Source organism: Rahnella sp. 1L-D-7-B-C2 (assembly GCF_057290995.1).
Genome location: NZ_JBXAVQ010000004.1, coordinates 106,513 through 126,943 on the forward strand (window position 1 = coordinate 106,513; position 20,431 = coordinate 126,943).

General features: G+C 54.8%; 22 protein-coding genes. 6 read left to right on the forward strand and 16 right to left on the reverse strand.

The genetic code is table 11. From position 1 onward, the window contains the following. Window positions 1–53 precede the first annotated feature (53 nt). Complete coding sequence (locus tag AC0Z7K_RS08945; protein ID WP_485614012.1) at window positions 54–1,292, reverse strand: MdfA family multidrug efflux MFS transporter; 1,239 nt, start codon at window positions 1,290–1,292, stop codon at window positions 54–56. A gap of 236 nt (window positions 1,293–1,528) precedes the next feature. Between AC0Z7K_RS08945 and AC0Z7K_RS08950 the strand changes: the two genes are divergently transcribed. Continuing rightward, complete coding sequence (locus AC0Z7K_RS08950) at window positions 1,529–2,524, forward strand: acyltransferase (protein ID WP_413529978.1); 996 nt, start codon at window positions 1,529–1,531, stop codon at window positions 2,522–2,524. 213 nt (window positions 2,525–2,737) lie between these two features. Next, window positions 2,738–3,280 carry a hypothetical protein gene (locus tag AC0Z7K_RS08955; protein ID WP_485614014.1) on the forward strand — a complete coding sequence of 181 codons (543 nt, stop codon included), beginning with the start codon at window positions 2,738–2,740 and terminating at the stop codon, window positions 3,278–3,280. Window positions 3,281–3,482: 202 nt separating this feature from the next. Here AC0Z7K_RS08955 and AC0Z7K_RS08960 read toward each other — a convergent pair whose 3' ends face one another. From AC0Z7K_RS08960 to AC0Z7K_RS08980, 5 genes are all read right to left on the reverse strand, one after another. Next, window positions 3,483–4,397: a GlxA family transcriptional regulator gene (locus AC0Z7K_RS08960; RefSeq protein WP_485614016.1), complete on the reverse strand. Its 915-nt coding sequence runs from the start codon at window positions 4,395–4,397 to the stop codon at window positions 3,483–3,485. Between the two features lie 36 nt (window positions 4,398–4,433). Further along, on the reverse strand, window positions 4,434–4,988 hold the full coding sequence (locus tag AC0Z7K_RS08965) for a cysteine hydrolase family protein (protein WP_485614017.1): 555 nt from the start codon (window positions 4,986–4,988) through the stop codon (window positions 4,434–4,436). Window positions 4,989–5,107: 119 nt separating this feature from the next. Further along, a complete protein-coding gene (locus AC0Z7K_RS08970; RefSeq protein WP_485614253.1) occupies window positions 5,108–5,704 on the reverse strand; it encodes a DJ-1/PfpI family protein in 597 nt (198 codons plus the stop codon). A gap of 97 nt (window positions 5,705–5,801) precedes the next feature. Continuing rightward, window positions 5,802–6,833 carry an L-idonate 5-dehydrogenase gene (gene idnD, locus AC0Z7K_RS08975; RefSeq protein WP_485614019.1) on the reverse strand — a complete coding sequence of 344 codons (1,032 nt, stop codon included), beginning with the start codon at window positions 6,831–6,833 and terminating at the stop codon, window positions 5,802–5,804. Window positions 6,834–6,966: 133 nt separating this feature from the next. Next, the gene (locus AC0Z7K_RS08980; protein WP_485614021.1) at window positions 6,967–8,148 is read right to left on the reverse strand and encodes a benzoate/H(+) symporter BenE family transporter; all 1,182 of its coding nucleotides are present in this window, start codon (window positions 8,146–8,148) and stop codon (window positions 6,967–6,969) included. An 83-nt stretch (window positions 8,149–8,231) separates the two neighbouring features. Here AC0Z7K_RS08980 and AC0Z7K_RS08985 point away from each other — a divergent pair, with 83 nt between their 5' ends. Then, a complete protein-coding gene (locus AC0Z7K_RS08985; protein WP_485614023.1) occupies window positions 8,232–8,684 on the forward strand; it encodes a GNAT family N-acetyltransferase in 453 nt (150 codons plus the stop codon). Here the strand turns inward: AC0Z7K_RS08985 and AC0Z7K_RS08990 are convergent. Next, the gene (locus tag AC0Z7K_RS08990) at window positions 8,681–9,151 is read right to left on the reverse strand and encodes a GNAT family N-acetyltransferase (protein WP_485614024.1); all 471 of its coding nucleotides are present in this window, start codon (window positions 9,149–9,151) and stop codon (window positions 8,681–8,683) included. The two genes, AC0Z7K_RS08985 and AC0Z7K_RS08990, sit on opposite strands and share 4 nt — an antisense overlap. A gap of 14 nt (window positions 9,152–9,165) precedes the next feature. Next, on the reverse strand, window positions 9,166–9,705 hold the full coding sequence (locus AC0Z7K_RS08995; protein WP_485614026.1) for a hypothetical protein: 540 nt from the start codon (window positions 9,703–9,705) through the stop codon (window positions 9,166–9,168). A 245-nt stretch (window positions 9,706–9,950) separates the two neighbouring features. Here AC0Z7K_RS08995 and AC0Z7K_RS09000 point away from each other — a divergent pair, with 245 nt between their 5' ends. Continuing rightward, a complete protein-coding gene (locus AC0Z7K_RS09000; protein WP_485614027.1) occupies window positions 9,951–11,954 on the forward strand; it encodes a methyl-accepting chemotaxis protein in 2,004 nt (667 codons plus the stop codon). A 108-nt stretch (window positions 11,955–12,062) separates the two neighbouring features. Further along, window positions 12,063–12,698, forward strand: coding sequence for a glutathione transferase (gene yfcF / locus AC0Z7K_RS09005; protein WP_413529987.1), 636 nt, complete (start codon window positions 12,063–12,065; stop codon window positions 12,696–12,698). Window positions 12,699–12,745: 47 nt separating this feature from the next. Here yfcF and AC0Z7K_RS09010 read toward each other — a convergent pair whose 3' ends face one another. Beyond that, a complete protein-coding gene (locus AC0Z7K_RS09010; RefSeq protein WP_413529988.1) occupies window positions 12,746–13,189 on the reverse strand; it encodes a GNAT family N-acetyltransferase in 444 nt (147 codons plus the stop codon). Window positions 13,190–13,339: 150 nt separating this feature from the next. Then, on the reverse strand, window positions 13,340–13,597 hold the full coding sequence (bhsA, locus tag AC0Z7K_RS09015; protein WP_485614028.1) for a multiple stress resistance protein BhsA: 258 nt from the start codon (window positions 13,595–13,597) through the stop codon (window positions 13,340–13,342). 416 nt (window positions 13,598–14,013) lie between these two features. Between bhsA and AC0Z7K_RS09020 the strand changes: the two genes are divergently transcribed. Further along, a complete protein-coding gene (locus tag AC0Z7K_RS09020; protein WP_056775793.1) occupies window positions 14,014–14,262 on the forward strand; it encodes a GlsB/YeaQ/YmgE family stress response membrane protein in 249 nt (82 codons plus the stop codon). Between the two features lie 68 nt (window positions 14,263–14,330). On the opposite strand, the gene AC0Z7K_RS09025 is transcribed toward AC0Z7K_RS09020, so the two are convergent. The 6 genes from AC0Z7K_RS09025 to urtA form a co-directional block, all read right to left on the reverse strand. After that, the gene (locus AC0Z7K_RS09025; RefSeq protein ID WP_485614029.1) at window positions 14,331–14,711 is read right to left on the reverse strand and encodes a hypothetical protein; all 381 of its coding nucleotides are present in this window, start codon (window positions 14,709–14,711) and stop codon (window positions 14,331–14,333) included. Window positions 14,712–14,800: 89 nt separating this feature from the next. Continuing rightward, complete coding sequence (urtE, locus tag AC0Z7K_RS09030) at window positions 14,801–15,499, reverse strand: urea ABC transporter ATP-binding subunit UrtE (protein WP_485614030.1); 699 nt, start codon at window positions 15,497–15,499, stop codon at window positions 14,801–14,803. Window positions 15,500–15,509: 10 nt separating this feature from the next. Next, a complete protein-coding gene (urtD, locus tag AC0Z7K_RS09035; protein ID WP_485614255.1) occupies window positions 15,510–16,301 on the reverse strand; it encodes an urea ABC transporter ATP-binding protein UrtD in 792 nt (263 codons plus the stop codon). Between the two features lie 14 nt (window positions 16,302–16,315). Then, a complete protein-coding gene (gene urtC, locus AC0Z7K_RS09040; protein WP_485614031.1) occupies window positions 16,316–17,389 on the reverse strand; it encodes an urea ABC transporter permease subunit UrtC in 1,074 nt (357 codons plus the stop codon). Then, the gene (gene urtB / locus AC0Z7K_RS09045) at window positions 17,389–18,966 is read right to left on the reverse strand and encodes an urea ABC transporter permease subunit UrtB (RefSeq protein ID WP_485614032.1); all 1,578 of its coding nucleotides are present in this window, start codon (window positions 18,964–18,966) and stop codon (window positions 17,389–17,391) included. The genes urtC and urtB overlap by 1 nt, the downstream gene beginning before the upstream one ends. Window positions 18,967–19,110: 144 nt before the next feature. Then, window positions 19,111–20,379: an urea ABC transporter substrate-binding protein gene (gene urtA, locus AC0Z7K_RS09050; protein ID WP_413530001.1), complete on the reverse strand. Its 1,269-nt coding sequence runs from the start codon at window positions 20,377–20,379 to the stop codon at window positions 19,111–19,113. Window positions 20,380–20,431: the final 52 nt, after the last annotated feature.

A 20,431-nucleotide genomic window follows, 5' to 3' on the forward strand; every position in this document is an offset into this window, starting at 1 on the left:
CCCCTGCGAAAGGGAGAGTTGGGGTGGGGTATTAATGGTGACTCAGAACGAAATCAAATCACGCCATTCGGCGGCATCACTACCTGACGGCTGCGCAGGAAAAACACCACCAGCGCCAGCCACGAAAGGCCGCTTAACAGGTTGAACATATTGAACATCCCCGCACCGCCTTCAACGTAAGCCACTTTCGCAAGCTCTATCCCAAGTGTGAAAATCATCATGCTGATGACACCCATCGCCGCAGAAACCGTGCCTTTGCTCATGTCGCTGGAGAACAATGTCAGGCGGTACAGACCGGCGTTTGCCACACCGATCCCAAAAGCATACAGGCTCAGACCGGCGGTCATCCACAGATAGGCGTGAGAGGAGACCACTGTCGCGGCGGCGGCGATCAGCAGGCCGATCACCATCGGACCCGCGCCCAGTTTGATCAAATATTCCACCGTGCGTTTTCCGGTCAGACGCGCCAGCGTGACGTTACCGACGATCAGCGCACCGAAAATCGGCACCTGCAACAGGCCGTAATCGTAGGTCGAAAGCCCTTCACCACTGATCAAAATCACCGGCGATTGTGCGATCCACGTCAGCAGCGGCAGGCTGGCAAAGCCAATCGCCAGCGCGCCGCACACGAACTGACGGTTCTTCAGCACGTGTTTGTAATCGCGCAGCAGGCTTGGCATGGAGAACGGTTCGCCAAGGCGCGATGCGGTTTCTGGCATCGATTTCCACAGACCCCATAGCGCAATGGCGGCGAGCGCGGCGAAAATCACGAACATCAGTTGCCACGGCGCGACGTGGATCAACGCAGCACCGGCCAGCGGGCCGAGCAGCGGGGCTATCAACGCCACGTTTGCCATCATCGCAGTGATTTTAATGCACACCGATTCCTCGAAGGATTCCTGTATCGCGGCATAACCCACTGCGCCGATAAAGCACAGGCTGATGCCTTGCAGAAAACGCATCACCATAAACTGTTCAATGTTCTGCACGAACAAAATCGCCAGGCAGGTGATGATAAAAAAGATGACGCCGGTAAGCATGACCGGACGACGTCCGCGGCGGTCAGACAGTGGCCCGAGCAGCCATTGCAGGAACATCCCGCCGGCAAGATACGCGGTCATCGAGGTAGGCACCCACTCTTCACCGGCGTTGAAATTGGCCACGACAGCCAGCATGCCCGGTTGGATCATATCGTTGCCGATATAGGTCGCGAACTCGAACAGCACCAGACACAGAGGGAACAGAAGCGCCTGCCGCCCGAGAAGGGACGCAGTATTTGGAGAATTATGCATTTTTGTTATTTCACAGACTGAGGCTAATTGTTTGAAAATTAGCGAAATAGTAGAGACTGTCCGGGCGGGTTTCGCAAGCGAGGCAGTAATGTTGGCTATTTTGCCCATTTTTTGAGCGCGGTGCAATCCTCGGATTCACCTTCAGCACAATCTGAGAATGGTACTTTTGCCTTGTTAGCCGTCTGAAAGCTGGATAGGCTGCAAACACCACATCAACGGGAAGGAATTTGCGGGTCATGAGCGAAAAAATAAGCTGGATAGATAATCTGCGCGCGCTCGCCTGCATGATGGTAGTGATGGTCCACGCCAGCACCTCGCTGGTGGTAAATTTCGCGGCGGTACATACCGCGGAGTGGACGGTGGCAAACCTGCTTAATTCGGCGTCGCGTGTTTGCGTGCCGCTGTTCTTCATGATTTCCGGGGCGCTGTTTTTTGGCGAGAGAAGCGCACAAAAACGGCATTTTCTGCGCGTAACGCTCTGCCTGTTGTTCTACAGCGCTGTCTCGCTGCTCTACATTCTCACCATGACAAAAATCGGGTTTTGGCCGTCTCTGCGGCTGATAGTGGAAAAACCGGTGTTTTATCACCTTTGGTTTTTCTACGCCATCATCGTAATTTATCTGCTTTCCCCGCTGATTCACGTCAAAGCAGTCTCCGGAAAATATTTGCTGATTGCCGGTATCCTGCTCGGCGTACTGGCGAATCCGCAACTGCCGGCGCTGAACTGGCAGAAAATCCATCTTTTACCGCTGGATCTGTATATCGGCGGCGATACGTTTTATTACGTCCTCTACGCCCTGATGGGACGCGCCATCAGCCAGCTCGACACCCGAAAATCTGGCATCACGCTGGCCGCCGCCGCTATTTTCGTTCTCAGCACACTGGCCATCGCCGCAGGCACTTACCGGCAGATGCAGATCAACCAGAACTTCGCCGACACCTTTTACGTCTACAGTGGCCCGCTGGTGTTTATCTCGGCGATGGCGCTATTTGTGACATTTAAAAATGCGCTATCAAACAGCATCCTGCCGGGATTTAGCTTGATCTCCCGGCATTCTCTGGCTATCTACGGCTTTCACGCATTGATCATTATTGCCCTGCGTAGCCGTCACCTCGATTTACCACAGTTTCCGCTGCTTAACGTCGCGTACCTGTTTATCTGCGGTTTGGGCGGTGGATTAGGGCTGGCGATGTTATTAGCGAAAATCGATCGGCGGAAGTGGGTGAGCTGAGGGTAAACTGAAATTAATTTACCTCGTGAATCTATCTTAACTATATTATTGATTCGTGTTTAATTATTGATTGTTATATTTAAAGTTAAAAATGAGTTTCAGTAATAATCTATCTTAGATACTAAATTCGAAGTCATTTCGATTTGTATATTTCATTATATCTACGTGAAAGACACAGTTACTATTTTGCCTCATTTATTTGAGCAAATGACGATGAACCTATGGCCACCCTTTGAAATTAACGGTGTTCGCTACGTGCTGGACCACCTTAGGGCCACAACTCTGACTGCCGTGAGGCCTGCCAGTAGTCATTTCGCTTCCCGTAGTATCCGCGTATTTATTATTTTTAGTGATCATTGTTTTACGGCACATACGGCAGTGTCCGAAAATTGGGTTTATCCCTATAGTATCGGGCGTCATAAACGTTATTTTTGCCATGAACGTTATTCTTGCTCAAAGCATTTACCTGAACTTGTTATTAAGCTTATTAATGACAATGCAATACTCGGCAGAACATTGCATCAACACCATGAAACTTTTTTCTATCTTGAAGAATATTTTATGGGCGTGGATTATCGTTTATTTTTTGAAATAACCCAAAGCCAGCATCCCTGCAGTGAAATACGTTTAAAAGTGACTACTGCATATCCTTTGGAAAAATGGGCAGCGCCGGTGGGAACCACAGGCCGGTTTAGCTTTTGGCATATATTTGATGCAAGACTCAATGGATTAAAACTGCCGACAAGGCGCAGATAGCAAAAAAGCGACTTAGCGTCGCTTTTTTGTCATTTCCTGCACTATCAGGTGGAGGTCTTTAGAAAACTTTCTTATCGCGGCACGGCCAGCGGCCTTTGAAGGCAGACACTGACGTACTGTTTAGCTCAGCTATTCAGTCCCACAAATCGTCAGTGGGTAAAATCTTACTCACTACCCGCTTAATTTGCAACCGGTCTTCCACTCATTCCCACCGTTCCTGCGCCCGCCTGAATTGCCTTGCAGATGAAAATCCGGCGGCCAGCGCGGCTTTTTCAATGCCTGCGCCTTGCTGAATGCGCTGCTGTGTGATGGCGATACGCAGCTGCTCATGGTAATCACGCACGCTGATGCCCAGATGCTGACGGAACAGGCGCGTCAGGTGGCGGCTGCTGATATGGGACCGGGCGGCGACGTCTTCCACCTGCCACGGAGATTCAGGTTCGGCGGCCATCAGGTTTTGTGCGCGGTGAACGGCGGGGTGCAGGTGATTGCGGTAGCGCAGCCACGGGGAGAGTTGCGGATCATCACCGGCGCGGCGGAAATAAACCACCATTTCGCGGGCGACGTCCAGCGCGGCCTGTGGCCCTGAATGCGTGGCGATGAGATGTAACGCCAGATCGATACCGGCGCTGATGCCGGCACTGGTCAGTACGAAGCGGTCTTCAACAAATATCCGGTTATCTTTTACCTGCGCGGCAGGCACCTGCTGACGTAAACGGTCGATCACGTCGTGATGCGTCGTACACTGATAACCGTCCAGCAGCCCGGCTTTTCCGGCCAGCAGGCTGCCCGAGCAGATGCATACCAGCGTGACATGGCCTTGTTCGATAGCACTTTTTTGCTGACGCAGCCAGTTACAGGTGGTCTGCGCGACCGGTGAGGAAAAATTTTCCACCGTTTCGGTCACGCCTGGCATGATCAAAATACTGCCCTGCGGCAGGGTGGCAGGGAGTGGCTGCAAATGGGACACCGTCAACCCGGTGGACATCGTCACTTCCGCCTGCGGACCGATGTAATGCAGCTGAAATTGTCCGGCCAGCCGCAGCGCTTCTGCCGGGCCAGTCAGATCTAACGACATCACGCCCGGTAGCGTCACAAAGTAGACATTTCGCTGCATATCGTTTCATTTACCCGTTCGCACAAAAGCGTATTTTCACACAGCCCGGTCGAGTTCCGCCAGCGCGCCGTCCACGTTAGTGATAGTGGCAAAGCGGTCGGCCAGCACCAGCTCGGTATGACGTTTGATTGAACCGGCGGAGAACACCTCCCCGCTGGCGTGCGTCATCGGGAACGTCATCGTCGCTTCGGTCACGAACGTCACCTTGTAGCCGATATCCGACGCCACGCGCGTCGTGGTCTCGCAGCACTGTTCGGTGCGCATTCCGGCGATAATCAGATGTGTAATGCCTTTCTCGCGCAGCCAGGCGTCCAGCCCGGACTCCAGCAACGCGTTGTGGACATTTTTGTGAACGGTTTTTTGCGGCGTATGGCTGAGGAATGTCATTGGCGTGACCAGCCCGGACGCCAGTGAGAATACGCCTTCCGCGTTAACGTGGAACACATCCACGACCGGAACATTTCGCGTCTGGCAGCCGTCGATCAGGCGGGTCAGGGCGTGCTGAAATGCCGGAAGATCGTCTTTCTGCCAGAACTCTTTTTGTTCGAAGGAACGTTGAACGTCGATATTTAACAGGGCACTATTTGTCATTTTCGGACTCCATCTGGTGAGCATGAAACCAGTGTGCGCCTGAAAAAGATGCGGGGGAATGCCAAAAACGGACATGATGCTGACCACAGCGGACGACCTGCGCCGTCCGCTGAAAACAATCAGATTTTCTGGTTGGCGCGCCAGTGGTGATAATCGATGTGGTCGGCCTGGAAATCTGTAGCTTCGGCGTTGCCGGTCAGGCGGTAGGCCAGCTGGAAGGCGAAATCGAATGCCAGTCCTAATCCTTTGCCGCTCAGCAGATTGCCGTCTTCGACGAAGGACTGATTCACGTAAACGCCGTCTTTGACATCTTTGTATAAATCCCCGGAGCACACATAGCGGCGGCCTTTCAACAGGCCGTTGCCGCCGAGCACGCGCGCAGCGGCGGAACACAGCGGACAAATCAGTTTACCGGCCTCGTCGTGGCGACGGACAAACTCCACCACCTCTCTGCTGGCCGCCAGCGCCACGGAACCTTCCGGGCCACCGGGCATCACCACCGCGTCAAACAGGCGATCGCCCTGCGCGCTCAGCAATTCATTGGCCTGCATCTGAATGCCGTGATAACTGCGCAGTGTCTGACTTTTCTGGCACGCCAGCGTGGTGACCTGAATCTCCAGCCGTTCGAGAATATCGAGCACAATTACCGCTTCACCTTCTTCAAATCCGTCTGCCAGCAGGAGTGCGACCTGCTTTTTTGCGTTGTCCGTTACCATCATGCAAATGTCCTCTGAGAAAAAAAATCAGAGGACATCATAAATTGAAACGGTGTTTTGATATTGTGATTTGCGTGGCAGACCGGAAAAATGCAGGTTAGAAAACCAGCTGCACTTTTGAGGCTTTGGATTTATCCAGTGCAAACTCCAGCGCTTCCAGTAAATCACCCTGCGGGAATTCGGCGGAGAGCAATGGCATTGGATCGACGGTTTTATTCGCCAGCCATTCCACCGCCGTGTTGAACTCTTCGGTGAAGCGGAAGCTGCCGACCCAGTTAATTTCTTTGGCAATCAGCATCATCAGCGGAAATTCATTGACCACCGGCCCCATCCCGACCTGGACCAGCGTACCGCGCGCGCGGGTGACTTCCAGACAGCGGCGGATGGATGAAGGGTGGCCGGAAGCGTCGAAGGATACATCGAAAAAGCCTTTTTCGGCCTGATACGCGGTGAAATCGCCCTGTGCGGCGTCCAGCGCTTTGTCGGCACCGACGGCGAGTGCCAGCGTGCGGCAGCGTTCGCTCGGGTCCGTCACGACAATTTGCGCCGCGCCCTGGGCTTTCGCCGCCAGCACAATCAGGCAGCCAATCGGCCCAACGCCGGACACGAATACCGTTTTGCCACGCACATCACCGGCCTGATTCACCGCGTGAATAGCAACGGCCAGCGGTTCGGCGAACACCATCAGCCGGTCACTGACCTGATTGTCGTAAGGAATGCACTGATCGCTGTCGACGATTTTGTATTGGGTAAACGCGCCGTTGATGTGCGGGAAATACATCGCGCTGCCGAAAAATTTCATCGTCGTGCATTGGTTTTCGTCGCCGGACAGGCAGTATTTACAGGTTTTGCACGGCTTGCTTGGGTTGAGCGCCACTTTCTGGCCAGGCTGTAAACGCGGGTTGTCAGATTTCTCCACCACGCCGACCACTTCATGGCCGAGCACCATCGCTTCGCGCACTTTGAAATCACCGACGGCGCCGTGTTCGTAGTAATGCAGATCGGAGCCGCAGATGCCGCCGCGGGTAATTTTCACCAAAGTACCCTGGCCTGTGTAATCAATTGTCTGGTCGATGACCGAAACGTCTTTTTTTCCGGTCACGACGCAGGATTGCGTGGCAGTAGTCATGGATTTCTCGCTCTTTAAAGGGGGCGTGTGTTGCCTGATTATCCCCAGTAAAGAGCGTTTGGGCGGTGAAAAATGTGATCGCCATCACTTTGTGCCGTGTTACGAAAACCTGTTACCCATAACTTGAACGGACTCATCTTTTTCGCGCAGGAATACTGAGGATCAGATGGGTGATCACGCCGCCGAGCAGCCCCCAGAATGCCGATCCTACGCCCAGCAACGTCACGCCGGATGCGGTGATCAGAAACGTAATGATTGCCGCGTCGCGCTGATGTTCGTTTTCCAGCGCGCGATACAAACTCCCGGCAATCGTGCCGAGCAGCGCCAGACCAGCGATGGTGTGGATCAGCGCTTCAGGCAGCGCGGTAAAGACCATGCCAATCGACCCGCCAAACACTCCGGCAATCAGATAAAACACGCCCGCCGCGACCGCGGCCATATAACGCTTTTTCGGATCGGGATGAATATCCTCGCCCATACAAATCGCGGCGGTAATGGCGGCGATACAGATGGTAAAACCGCCGAACGGTGCCAAAATCAACGCAGTCAGCGCTGTCCAGGAAATCAACGGTGAAACCGGCAGGTTGTAACCGTGCGCTTTCAGCGTGGCAATGCCGGGTGCGTTTTGCGACGCCATCGTCACTACAAAGAAAGGAATTCCGATACCGATAATCGAGGATAGCGTGAAATGCGGCATCACAAACTCCGGCGTGGCAAAGGTCAGCGTCTGGCCGTGCAGCGCGATATCGCCCTGTAATCCGGCGACGATAAGCCCTGCGGCCAGCGCGAGCACCACTGCGTAACGGGGCAGGGCGCGTTTCGCCAGCAGATAAACCAGGCACATCGTTCCCGCCAGCGCGAGATTGCTTTGCAGTGACGTGAAGGCGTTCAGCCCGAACCGCAACAGGATCCCGCCGAGCATTGCGGCCGAGAGCGCCTGTGGAATGTAATGCATCAGTCTGGCGAATAATCCTGTGACGCCGCACAGCAGAATCAGCCCGGTAGCAAACACGAAAACGCCAATCGCTTCGTTGATCGAGGTACCGGGCAGGCTGGTGACCAGCAGCGCCGCGCCAGGCGTTGACCACGCGGTCACCACCGGCGTGCGGTAATACAATGATAAACCGATGCTGGTGACGCCCATTCCCAGGCCGAGCATGCTCAGCCAGCCGCCAATCTGCCCCGCAGTGGCACCTGCCGCCTCTGCGGCCTGAAAGATAATCGCCGCAGAGCTGGTATAACCGACTAAAACCGCGACAAATCCGGCGATCACCGCCGAAAACGTGAGATCCCTGACGCTGAAACGTGACGACATGGCTGAAAAATCCTTCTGGCGAAAAGAACGACAGTTGCAATAAACTGCATGGAGATTACTTATATTTAACAGAGAGAAAGCCCATGAGCCAATCTGATCACATTGTTATTCGCCCATTAACATCCGCTGACCGTGAAGGCTGGGAAACGCTGTGGCGCGATTATCTCGATTTTTATCAGTCAAGGCTCGACCCTTCGCAGTTTGATTTCACGTTCCAGCGTCTGTCGGACCCGGACTACGCGGGTATGTTTGGCTTTTTGGCGGAATATCAGGGGAAACTGGTCGGGCTGGTGAACTGCCTGAATCACGATCACGGCTGGCATATGAATCAGGTGGTATACCTGCAGGATTTATATGTCGATGACAGCACGCGCAATCTTGGGATCGGGCAGAAGCTCATTGAAGCGGTGTACGCTTACGCCGACGAGAACGGCAAAGCCAACGTGTACTGGATGACGCAAACCACCAACCACACCGCGCGCAAACTGTATGACCGGGTTGGGCAGCCGACCAACTTTATGAAATATATCCGTTAAAGCGGTTTGCGCATGTTCATTTTGGTGGTGACGTAACCCAGGCTGGCGTACAACGCCTGTGCGCCCGGATTGCTGGCGAAAACATTCAGTTCGATCGCCACACTGCCGAGTTGGCGCAGGCGTTCCTCCATCAGACGAAACGCGGCGGCGGCATGTCCCTGACGGCGAAATTGCGGATAAACCGTCAGCTCATACACAAACGCGCTGCGCACGCCGTACCGTTCCACGTTGGCAAACCACAGATAGCCGGCGGTTTCGCTTTGTTCGTCGGCTTTAATTTCAAACAGATAATGATCGGGCGTGTTGATGCCCTGCGGCAGCGCGTTCTGCGTTGAACTTCGCGCGCGTTCAAGGGCCGTCTCTTCCAGCCACAAACCGGCTGTCACATTTTCTTCGGCGTAATCTATTGCCAGCTGCTCTGCGAATTCCTCAAAGAACGTGGCGTTCATGGGCACTAATACAGTCATCCTTTCCCTCTGCGTTATTTAATGATTTCCGGTTTTTTATACGGCGTCACATAGCATTCGCTGATGGTGGTCGAATGGCTTTCCGCCTGCGTGATGATGTAGCCGTTGTCGGTCAGCGCTACCGAACTGTACGGCGTCTGATTGTCTTTATCCGCCACCACTTCCTGGAAAGACTGAATGATTTTGGCTTTCTTACCGGCGCGCGCCGGATCGTCCAGCCCTTCGACCTGAATCATCGCCTGCTTAAACTGATTGCTGAACGACGTTTTGCCAATCCGGCTTTCGATGATCGCTTTGATATTTACCGTCACCTCATTGCCCAGCAAAAACAGCGTATTGCTTTGGTAAACCAGCACGTTTTTGCGTTTAGACACCACAAAACCGTTCTCGATCACCTTCATTTTGTTGTTGTTGGCGTAGGTCACGTCATCCAGGCAAATGGTCTTATCGCCCACCTTAAACTGGTTAAAGCGGGTTTTGATTTCTTTCGGCGTCGATGCCGCCTGCGAGCACAGCGGCACAAGTAACAGCAGAGGTAAAAGCCATGACTTCATAGGAGTTTCCTGAACAGGTCTGAATTAGCCGACATAACAGCAGTATAGGGAGACGTGGGCAGGATGCGAACGTTTATCTTTTCGGGGAGAATTTTACCCGTTTTGGCTAAAGCATCTCCGGTCTGTGCCGATAATTCAGACGATAACGGAATTCCTGCTCATCCGCAGAGGACATGTATCAGGGACAGATAACCCATTTTCTACAGTGAGTTTTTCACAGCACGTTGACTGTTCCGGGGAGTTTTATGAGTCAGAGTCAGTCGTTCTCACCTGCGGCCACGGCTGCGCCAAAGAAGCAAAAAACACAGCAAAGAAAGGCGATGCGCACCCGCACGCTGATGCTGATTGTCGGGCTGCTGACCATCAGTCTGGGTTACATCATTACGGTCGGTTTGCTGAGCTGGCAGTCCGCCAATCAGCAACGTGATATCGCCCGCCGTTATCTTCAGCAGACCGCCAACACCGACGGTTATCTTGCCCGTCAGAAACTCGATACTGCACTCTATGCCGCCCGCGATCTGGGGCAGAGCATGCTGAGCCTGCGCGAAGCCGGACACGCCGACCGCAAACTGGCCGATACGTTGTTGCAAAACGCGCTAAAAAATCACCCGGATTTCCTCTCTATGTCGCTGGCGTGGGAGCCGGACGCGTTTGATGGCAAAGATGACGAGTTAGCCGCCCAGCCGGGGCAGGATCCGGACGGTCGCTTTGTCCGTTATGTTGACCGCGACACCAGCGGCAACGTCGTGCTGCACAACCTGACTGATTACGAAACGCCGGGCAGCGGCGATTATTATCTGCTGCCGCGCAAGCTGAAAAAAGAGGTGATACTCGAGCCTTATAGTTATCCGTACAACGGCGTCAATACACTGCTGACTTCGATTGCCGTGCCTATCATCGTCGAGGGCAAATTCCTGGGATCGGTTACGGCGGATTTCTCGCTGCAAACTTTGCAGACCATGGTCAACGGCATCAAACCCTATCAGGGCACCGGCTATGCGATGCTGTTTTCGCAGTCCGGTAATTACATTTCCTCGCCGCAAAAAGATCAGGTGACGAAAAAACTGGAAAACGATGCGCCGTTGCTGAAAAGCATCCAGACCGGCACATTTTTTAGCAGTGAGCAGCAGGATCCCATACTGGGCGAAAAAGCCTTCGCCGAATTTGTGCCGATTCAGATTGGCAATACCGGTACGCCGTGGATGCTGGGGATTGTGGCGCCGGTCAATGCGGTGATGAAAGAGAGCACGCGGCAGTTGTATTCCGCGCTGGTGCTGATGGTATTAAGCATCGTCGTAGTGTTTGCCGTGCTGAGCATTATTTTCACCCGCAAAGTGCTGCGGCCGGTCGGCGGTGAACCGGCAGATGCCGCGAAAATTGCGCTGACGGTGGCCGACGGCGATTTAACGCATCCGATTGTGACGCAGAAAAATGACCGCACCAGCATCTTCTTCGCGCTGCAAACCATGCAGGCACAGCTGCGGCACGTGGTGACTGACATTATTTCCACCAGTCACGCCGTCGGCAGCGGGGCGTCGCAGATTGCGGCGGGGAATATCGACCTGGCTTCGCGAACCGAGCAGCAGGCCGCCGCGCTGGAAGAAACCGCCGCCAGCATGGAACAGCTGACCGCTACGGTAAAACAAAACGCTGACAACGCGCACGTTGCTACCGAGCTGACCGAAAACGCCACCACGATTGCCGGAAAGGGGAATAGCATTATGTCCGACGTTGTGGGCATTATGGGCGAGATTGATGACAGTTCGCGTCGCATTGCTGACATTACTTCCGTTATCAACGGCATCGCGTTTCAGACCAATATTCTGGCGCTGAACGCGGCGGTTGAAGCCGCCCGCGCAGGAGAACAGGGGCGCGGATTCGCGGTAGTTGCAGCGGAAGTGCGCAGCCTGGCGCAGCGCAGCGCCGACGCGGTAAAAGAGATTTCCGCACTGATCGCGGAATCGACCTCACGCGTCGATCACGGTGTCGGGCTGGTAAAAAATGCCGGTGAGACGATGAAAGAGATCATGAAAGCGATCACCGACGTGCGCGACATCATGAGTGAAATCGTCTCGGCCTCCGACGAGCAGTCGCGCGGTATCACTCAGGTCACGCAGGCGGTGCATGAGATGGACGGCGTCACCCAGCAAAACTCCGCGCTGGTGCAGCAGGCCTCTGCCGCCTCGGCTTCGCTTGAAGATCAGGCACGCCGCCTCAACGAAATCGTGCAGGTGTTCCGGCTGAAATAGTGATTTACACCGCCTTCTCCCGCTGGGGAGAAGGCTTTTTCTGACGACACATCCCCTTTTCTGCGCTATGTTTTTTATCCTTTTGCTTTATTTCTTCAGGAGTTCGTCATGAGCCAGCCTTCGCTGATTTTATATTCCGACGCCAATTATTTCAGTCCTTACGTGATGTCAGCCTTTGTCGCGTTGACTGAAAAAGGCATTCCGTTTGAACTGGAAACTGTCGATCTGGCCGAAGCGGAGAACCTGAAGGAAACGTATTCGGCGATTTCCGTCACCCGCCGCGTGCCGACGCTCACCAATGGCACTTTTGTCTTATCTGAATCTTCTGCGATTGACGAATATGTTGATGAGCTGTTCCCCGCGCCGACGTTTCCGGCGATTTATCCGCTCGATCCGGAAAACCGCGCCAAGGCCCGCGAAGTTCAGGCCTGGCTGCGCAGCGATCTGATGCCTGTCCGTGAAGAACGTTCGACTGAAGTGGTGTTTGCCGGTGCGAAACGTCCGGCGCTGTCCGCCAAAGGTCAGCAGGCCGCCGAAAAACTTTACGCCGCCGCTGAGCGTCTGCTCGGTGATAAAACGCATTTGTTTGGTGAATGGAGTATTGCGGATGTGGATCTGGCGCTGATGCTGAACCGTCTGCATATAAACGGCGATCCGATGCCGGAAAAACTCGCCGCTTACGCCGAGGCGCAATGGCAAAGACCTTCAGTTTTAGAATGGCTGGCGTTATCAGCGAAGAAATAAAATGAAGGGCGCAGTCAGCCGAAAAACTGACTGCGCGAAAAAGCAGATTACAGAGATTTGGTCAGGAAAAAGCGCGTATGGGTGGAAGGTGCATCCTCCGGCGCACGGGAGTCATCGATGTAATCTTCCAGTGCCATCTGCACGTTATATCCCATACGTTCATAAAACGGACGCGCCTGAAAACTGAAGGTATCAACCAGTGAATACCGGCAGCCACGCGCTTTGGCTTCTTCTTCCGCTTCGGTAATCAGTTGCGTGCCGACATCTTTCCCGCGCAGTGACTCATCAACCCACAACATCTGAATGTACATCCACTTTCCGACAGTTTCAGCCACAATCCCGGCCTGCTTCTTGCCGTTCTCATCTTCAACAAATACGCCTAACTCACGGAGTGTTGGCCTGTGAATAAAGTTGCTGTTGAAATTACGCAGTTCTGTTTTGATCTCTTCAAGGTCTTCGGGGGACGGTGTATGGGTGAGACGGGTCTTCATGACAGGATTCCTTATAAGTGTCGGCAATCCAGAATAGACAATCGTGCAGGAAGTTTCCAATGAAGCCGAAACCAAAAAAAAAGCCTGTGGAAGATGGGCTTCCACAGGCTTTTCAGCGGGTTTTATCGGGGCGATGATCCGGCGTGACGATTATTTGTAGATTTCAGCGTCAGCGTGCAGTTTGTTGTTACCGGTCACGGAGATGATGCGGTAAGAAGACGCACCGGCATCTTTCGCCTGCTGTGACAGTTTCGCTTCCAGGCCACTCAGGGTGGTGGAGTTAGCGGCGGAGATAACACCGATTTTCTGCATGTCACCGGATGGCTGATTCACCTGCTGAGCCGCGAAGCTACCGAAAGAAATCAGGGAGAGGGTGGCAGCTACAGCAAAAATTTTGACGTTTTTCATGATAAGTATTCCATTCAGGTTTGTGAGAGTGAAAGGTGGTTGCCTTTCGATGGAGGTATAATAGGCCTGATGCGCGGAGATGAAAAACGGATTGATTTGAGCAAGTCATTCAAAATATTTGGTCTATTTTTTACGCAATTTTACGTCCCTGTGCGTGTACCTGACGAAACCCCCTGAATGCTGACGCAGCCTTAAACAACGTCACTTTATGCTGCTATTTTCTCCTTCCTGCTGATTTTTGGCGGGTTTGTCGATTCAGTGCTACGCTTTCAGGGTAGTATCAGAAACGGGTTGTGCGTGGGGCATGAAAATAAACCTGCCACCCAGACCGCAGCATCTTAAAGGTTCTGCTTTTGTTTGGCCGACTTGGCTGAACAATATTCACGGTAACGGAAATTTATTCGGAGGAGTCGAAAATGGGAATTTTATCCTGGATCATCTTTGGTCTTATTGCAGGTATTCTGGCTAAGTGGATCATGCCGGGCAAAGATGGCGGCGGTTTCATTCTGACTGTAGTACTGGGTGTTGTCGGTGCTGTAGTGGGTGGTTACATCAGTACTTTCTTCGGCTTTGGCCGCGTAGACGGTTTCAACTTCGGCAGCTTCGTTGTCGCGGTAATCGGTGCGATTGTGGTTCTGTTTATTTACCGCAAAATCAGGAGCTAATGGGTTTCCATTACGCCTGAAAAAGACAAAAGCCGCGCAGTGTCGCGGCTTTTTTGTATCTTAAAACCTCATTCTACCGGCGTTGTCGGCAATCTCACGATGTCCTGATTATCATTGCCCATCCAGTAAACCCCGTCATTTGACCAAAACGGCCCTTCGATAAAATCGAGCAAGTCGGAGTACTCTTCGTAGAACTGCTTACCGTCGCGGTTATACACCCGGATGTAACCTGAATAATGCCCGCCATCGCCCGGCATGGCCATGCGCGGAAGAAAATCGAACGTCCGGTATTCGCGCACGACATATTGCTTATTCGGACTCCAGGTTTCGGAAATCAGTTTTCCCTGCTTCCACCACTGATAGCTTCCTGTAATAAGAGCCACCAGCACCGCCAGCATTACCCAGCGTTTGCGCTGACGCCCCAGGGCTTCCTGACTTTTGATTTTCATACTGCGGGTGTCCTTTTCAGCATGTTTTGAAAAACTGACCCAAATGTGTCTGAAAAGTTGATGGTTGTCTTGTTAAAAATCGGTCGAAGTTAAATCGCCACCAGCCCCCGCACATTTTCTGCTTCCATGTCTTCCCCGCGTCCGCGTTTGACGATGCTGCCGCGTGACATCACCAGGTAGCTGTGGGCCAGATCGGCGGCGAAGTCGTAGAATTGCTCGACCAGCAGGATCGCCATATCGCCTCTGGCGGCCAGTTGTTTGATGACCGTGCCGATCTCTTTGATAACGGACGGCTGAATGCCTTCAGTGGGTTCGTCGAGGATCAGCAGGCTGGGTTTGCAGGCCAGCGCCCGGCCAATCGCCAGCTGTTGCTGCTGGCCGCCGGACAAATCACCGCCGCGGCGATGCTTCATTTCCAGCAGGATCGGGAACAGGTGGTAGATTTCGTCCGGCACCTGTTTCGCATCGCTGCCTGAAAAGCGCGACAACCCCATCAGCAGATTTTCTTCCACCGTCAGACGCGGAAAAATCTCGCGACCCTGCGGGACGTAGGCGATGCCTGCCTGGACGCGCTGATGCGGTCTGCGGGTGTTGATCACCTGATCCTGCCAGCGGATAGTGCCGGATTTCGCCGGGATCAGCCCCATCAGGCATTTGAGCAGCGTGGTTTTGCCCACGCCGTTGCGCCCGAGCAGGCAGGTGACTTCGCCGATTTTGGCATCGAACGACAGGCCACGCAGAATGTGGCTTCCGCCGTAAAACTGATTAAGCTCATTGACTTGCAACATGACTCTTTCCTCAGCGTCCTAAATAAACGTCGATAACCTGTTCGTTGGCCTGCACCTGTTTCAGCGAGCCTTCCGCCAGCACCTGCCCCTGATGTAGCACGGTGACGTGGTCGGCGATGCTTTCGACGAAGCCCATATCGTGTTCGACCACCATCAGCGAATGCTTGCCCGCCAGCTGTTTAAACAGCTCGGCGGTGTATTCGGTTTCGGCGTCGGTCATGCCTGCGGCGGGTTCGTCGAGCAGCAGCAAATGTGGCTCCTGCACCAGCAGCATGCCGATTTCCAGAAACTGTTTCTGACCGTGCGACAGCAAGCCCGCCGGACGATGTCGTTCGTTCGTCAGCCTCAGCGTGCCGAGCATTTCATCGATGCGGTCGCGCTGTTCGCTGCTCATTTTGGCGCGCAGGCACGCCCAGACTGATTTATTGGTTTTCTGCGCGATCTCCAGATTTTCAAATACGGTCAGCGCTTCGAAGACCGTCGGCTTCTGGAATTTGCGACCAATGCCGGACTGCGCGATGCGCACCGGATCGAGTTTGGTCAGATCGGTGCGCTGATCGTAAAACACCCTTCCGCTCTGCGGTTTGGTTTTACCGGTAATGACGTCCATCAGCGTGGTTTTCCCCGCGCCGTTAGGGCCTATCACGCAGCGCAGTTCGCCGACGCCGATGTTGAGCGACAAGTTGGTCAGCGCCTTAAAACCATCAAAACTGACGTTAATATTTTCCAGCTGCAAAATCGGATCGGTCTGTTCGCGGTGCCTGTCCGCCAGATGCGGCTGGGTAAACAAATCTTCGGTCATGGTCATCGGGCTCATCAGGATTTCCTCTTACGCAGCAGGCCAATCACGCCGTGCGGCAGGAACAGCGTCACGACAATGAACATGCCGCCAAGGACAAACTGCCAGTATTCAGGGATGGCGACGGTGAACCAGCTCTTCGCGCCGTTGACGATACCAGCGCCCAGAATCGGGCCGATCAGCGTGCCGCGCCCGCCGAGCGCTACCCAGATGGCGGCTTCGATGGAGTTGGTCGGCGACATTTCGCCTGGATTGATGATGCCGACCTGCGGCACGTACAGCGCGCCCGCCAGCCCGCACAGCATGGCGGAAACCGTCCAGACGAACAGCTTGAACCCTTTCGGATCGTAGCCGCAGAAAATCAGCCGGTTTTCTGCGTCGCGCACGGCGGTCAGCACCCGACCATATTTACTGCGCGCCAGCGCAAAGCCCAGCGCCAGACTGGCGACCAGCACGAATACGGTCATCAAAAATAATCCGACGCGGGTGCCGGTGGCGGTGACCTGAAAACCGAGCAGGGTGGTGAAACCGGTGAAGCCGTTATTGCCGCCAAAACCAGTCTCATTGCGGAAAAACAGCAGCATACCGGCGTAGGTCAGCGCCTGGGTCATGATCGAAAAATAGACGCCTTTGATTTTCGAGCGAAAGGCAAAGTAGCCGAACACAAACGCCAACGCACCGGGCACCAGCACGATCAGGCACAGCGCCCATGCGAAATGCTGAGTGCCTGCCCAGAACCACGGCAGCTCGGTCCACGAGAGAAAGGACATAAAATCAGGCAGGCCGCTGCCCGCCGCCTGGCGCATCAGGTACATGCCCATCGCGTAACCGCCGAGGGCGAAAAACAGCCCATGGCCGAGAGACAGCAGACCGGCGTAGCCCCACACCAGATCGAGGGCGATCGCGACGATCGCATAGCAGAGGATCTTACCGACCAGCGTCAGAGTGTACGTGGAGATCGAAAGCGGATTCTCCGCCGGCAGCAACGCCAGAAAAGGCATGACAATCAGCGCGATTAACACCACCGCGCCTACGGAAATCGCAATCTTCGGCGCTTTTTGTACGCCGGTCAGGGTTAAAGGTTGGCTCATCAGTCAATCACCCTGCCTTTGAAGGCGAAGAGTCCCTGCGGACGTTTCTGGATAAACAGGATGATCAGCGCGAGGATCAGGATTTTCCCCAGAACCGCGCCGATTTCCGGCTCAAGAATTTTGTTCACAATGCCCAGACCAAAGGCCGCGACCACCGTTCCCGCCAGTTGCCCCACGCCGCCGAGCACCACGACCAGGAAGGAATCAATGATGTATCCCTGACCGAGCTCGGGGCCGACGTTACCGAGCTGCGAGAGCGCCACGCCGCCCAAGCCTGCGATGCCGGAACCAAGGCCGAACGCCAGCATATCGACGCGGCCGGTCGGCACACCGCAGCAGGCGGCCATCGCACGGTTTTGCGTTACGGCGCGCACGTTCATGCCGAGGCGCGTTTTATTGAGCAGCAGCCACGTCAGCGCGAGCACCAGCATGACGAAAATGATCACCGCGATGCGGTTGTAAGGCAGCACCAGATTCGGCAGCAGCTGAATGCCGCCGGAGAGCCAGCCGGGGTTAGCGACCTCAAGGTTCTGCGCGCCAAACAGTACGCGCACGCCCTGGATAAGGATCAGGCTGATGCCCCAGGTGGCCAGCAGCGTTTCCAGCGGGCGGCCATATAAATGGCGGATCACCGTGCGCTCCAGCGCCATACCGATCCCGGCGGTGATGAAAAACGCCACCGGCAGCGCGACCAGCGGATAAATCGCCAGCAGCCCCGGCGCGTAGTGCTGAAACAGCGACTGCACCATGTATGTCGAATACGAGCCGAGCATTAACATTTCGCCGTGCGCCATGTTAATCACGCCCAGCAGACCGTAGGTGATCGCCAGCCCCAGTGCGGCGAGCAGCAGAATCGAGCCCAGCGATAAACCGGTAAACGCCTGGCCGAGCAGATCGCCTATCAGCAGGCGGTGTTGCACGGCTTTCAGGCTGACAGCGGCGGCGGCACGCACGGTGGCGTCGGCTTCGGTTTTTGGATCGGTCAGGCTTTGCAGACGGCCTTGTGTATCCGGATCGCCGGAGGTGCCGAGCAGCTCGACGGCTTTCAGGCGCACCTGCGGATCTGCGTCCGCCAGCTGTAAATTCGCCAGCGCGATGGCCAGCGCGTCATACACCGTGCTGTCTTTTTCCAGTTCAAAGCGACGGGTGAGCAACGGCAGCTGATCGGCCTGCGCTTCACGCTGTAAGGATTTTGCCGCCTGCAAACGCACGGCGCTGTCGGTACTGACTAAACGGTGGGCGGAAAGGGCGTTGGCGATGAGAATGCGCAGACGGTTGTTCAGCCAGACTTTTTTGATGTCGCCCTGCGGTCTGGCATCCCCTTCCAGCGGCGTAAGCTGGTCGCCGTTTTGAGTGAAGGCGTGATTAGATTCGTCGATAACGACGTTTTCCTGCTTCAGCGCCTCGAGCAGCGGCAGCCTTTCCGGCTGCGGATCCACCGCCCATTCTTGTAATAGCACGGCCTGCTGGCTGCGGCTGGCGGCAGCAAAGTCATTCGCCGCCCCGGCCTGCGCCAGCAACGGAAGGCAACAAAGCAGGAAAAGCAGTGGCCTGAAGTGAGATAAAAAATGCGTCATGATGTTTTCCTGTTGCCCGGAGTTCGTTGCTAAACCCCCTCCCAGCCTTCCCCTTCGCAGGGGGAGGAGTGAAAAGCGCCGATCTGCTCCCTCCCCTGCGAAGGGGAGGGCTGGGGTGGGGTATTAATGGCGAATCATGAGTTATCAGTTCGTCGTTTTCACCGGAGTGTCTGGCTTTTTATCGTTACCCGCGATATACGGGCTCCACGGCTGGGCGCGGATCGGTTTGTCGGTCTGCCAGACCACATTGAACTGCCCGTTGGATTCGATTTCCCCGATCATCACCGGTTTGTGCAGGTGATGGTTGGTGGCATCCATCGTCAGTGTGAAACCGGAAGGAGCGGCGAAGGTCTGCCCGGCCATTGCGGCGCGAACTTTATCCACGTCAGTCGTTCCGGCTTTTTCCACCGCCTGCGCCCACATATGGATGCCCACGTAGGTCGCTTCCATCGGGTCGTTGGTCACCGCAGAGTCGGCGTTCGGCAGTTTGTGGGCTTTGGCGTAAGCCTTCCATTCGGCGACGAATTTCTTGTTGGTCGGGTTATCGACGGACTGGAAGTAGTTCCACGCCGCGAGATCACCCACCAGCGGTTTGGTGTCGATGCCGCGCAACTCCTCTTCGCCCACCGAGAACGCCACCACCGGCACATCGGTCGCTTTCACGCCCTGATTCGCCAGCTCTTTGTAGAACGGGACGTTGGAATCGCCGTTGATGGTGGAGATCACGGCCGTTTTGCCGCCCGCCGAGAATTTCTTAATGTTAGAGACGATAGTCTGATAATCGCTGTAACCGAACGGCGTGTAGACCTCTTCGATATCACTGTCCTTCACGCCTTTGGAATGCAGGAAGGCGCGCAGAATTTTGTTGGTGGTGCGCGGATAGACATAATCCGTGCCGAGCAGGAAGAAGCGTTTCGCCGCGCCGCCGTCTTCACTCATCAGATATTCCACCGCCGGGATCGCCTGCTGGTTAGGCGCAGCGCCGGTGTAGAACACGTTCGGTGACATCTCTTCGCCTTCATATTGCACCGGGTAGAACAGCAAACCGTTCAGCTCTTCGAAGACCGGCAGCACCGATTTACGCGAGACCGACGTCCAGCAGCCAAATACTACGGCGACTTTATCCTGCGTCAGTAACTGGCGCGCTTTTTCGGCGAACAGCGGCCAGTTAGAGGCCGGATCGACCACCACCGGTTCCAGCTTTTTGCCCAGCACGCCGCCTTTGGCATTGATGTCATCAATGGTCATCAGCGCGATGTCTTTCAGCGGCGTTTCAGAAATTGCCATGGTGCCGGAAAGGGAGTGCATGATACCGACCTTGATGGTCTCGGCAGCCTGTGCGCTCCAGGCTAATCCCATGCTGACTACAGTGGCGGACAGAGCAAAGGCTTTAATAAAACGTCGACGTTGCATAGATGTACCCTCTGAGAATGAGTGAAGAGAACGCTGTTATGGTGAAAGTCGA

Excerpts from the sequence above, each read along its gene's own strand:
- AC0Z7K_RS08945 (WP_485614012.1), bottom strand. The coding sequence starts at position 1,292 with ATGCATAATTCTCCAAATACTGCGTCCCTTCTCGGGCGGCAGGCGCTT.
- AC0Z7K_RS08950 (WP_413529978.1), top strand. The coding sequence starts at position 1,529 with ATGAGCGAAAAAATAAGCTGGATAGATAATCTGCGCGCGCTCGCCTGC.
- AC0Z7K_RS08955 (WP_485614014.1), top strand. The coding sequence starts at position 2,738 with ATGAACCTATGGCCACCCTTTGAAATTAACGGTGTTCGCTACGTGCTG.
- AC0Z7K_RS08960 (WP_485614016.1), bottom strand. The coding sequence starts at position 4,397 with ATGCAGCGAAATGTCTACTTTGTGACGCTACCGGGCGTGATGTCGTTA.
- AC0Z7K_RS08965 (WP_485614017.1), bottom strand. The coding sequence starts at position 4,988 with ATGACAAATAGTGCCCTGTTAAATATCGACGTTCAACGTTCCTTCGAA.
- AC0Z7K_RS08970 (WP_485614253.1), bottom strand. The coding sequence starts at position 5,704 with ATGGTAACGGACAACGCAAAAAAGCAGGTCGCACTCCTGCTGGCAGAC.
- idnD (WP_485614019.1), bottom strand. The coding sequence starts at position 6,833 with ATGACTACTGCCACGCAATCCTGCGTCGTGACCGGAAAAAAAGACGTT.
- AC0Z7K_RS08980 (WP_485614021.1), bottom strand. The coding sequence starts at position 8,148 with ATGTCGTCACGTTTCAGCGTCAGGGATCTCACGTTTTCGGCGGTGATC.
- AC0Z7K_RS08985 (WP_485614023.1), top strand. The coding sequence starts at position 8,232 with ATGAGCCAATCTGATCACATTGTTATTCGCCCATTAACATCCGCTGAC.
- AC0Z7K_RS08990 (WP_485614024.1), bottom strand. The coding sequence starts at position 9,151 with ATGACTGTATTAGTGCCCATGAACGCCACGTTCTTTGAGGAATTCGCA.
- AC0Z7K_RS08995 (WP_485614026.1), bottom strand. The coding sequence starts at position 9,705 with ATGAAGTCATGGCTTTTACCTCTGCTGTTACTTGTGCCGCTGTGCTCG.
- AC0Z7K_RS09000 (WP_485614027.1), top strand. The coding sequence starts at position 9,951 with ATGAGTCAGAGTCAGTCGTTCTCACCTGCGGCCACGGCTGCGCCAAAG.
- yfcF (WP_413529987.1), top strand. The coding sequence starts at position 12,063 with ATGAGCCAGCCTTCGCTGATTTTATATTCCGACGCCAATTATTTCAGT.
- AC0Z7K_RS09010 (WP_413529988.1), bottom strand. The coding sequence starts at position 13,189 with ATGAAGACCCGTCTCACCCATACACCGTCCCCCGAAGACCTTGAAGAG.
- bhsA (WP_485614028.1), bottom strand. The coding sequence starts at position 13,597 with ATGAAAAACGTCAAAATTTTTGCTGTAGCTGCCACCCTCTCCCTGATT.
- AC0Z7K_RS09020 (WP_056775793.1), top strand. The coding sequence starts at position 14,014 with ATGGGAATTTTATCCTGGATCATCTTTGGTCTTATTGCAGGTATTCTG.
- AC0Z7K_RS09025 (WP_485614029.1), bottom strand. The coding sequence starts at position 14,711 with ATGAAAATCAAAAGTCAGGAAGCCCTGGGGCGTCAGCGCAAACGCTGG.
- urtE (WP_485614030.1), bottom strand. The coding sequence starts at position 15,499 with ATGTTGCAAGTCAATGAGCTTAATCAGTTTTACGGCGGAAGCCACATT.
- urtD (WP_485614255.1), bottom strand. The coding sequence starts at position 16,301 with ATGACCGAAGATTTGTTTACCCAGCCGCATCTGGCGGACAGGCACCGC.
- urtC (WP_485614031.1), bottom strand. The coding sequence starts at position 17,389 with ATGAGCCAACCTTTAACCCTGACCGGCGTACAAAAAGCGCCGAAGATT.
- urtB (WP_485614032.1), bottom strand. The coding sequence starts at position 18,966 with ATGACGCATTTTTTATCTCACTTCAGGCCACTGCTTTTCCTGCTTTGT.
- urtA (WP_413530001.1), bottom strand. The coding sequence starts at position 20,379 with ATGCAACGTCGACGTTTTATTAAAGCCTTTGCTCTGTCCGCCACTGTA.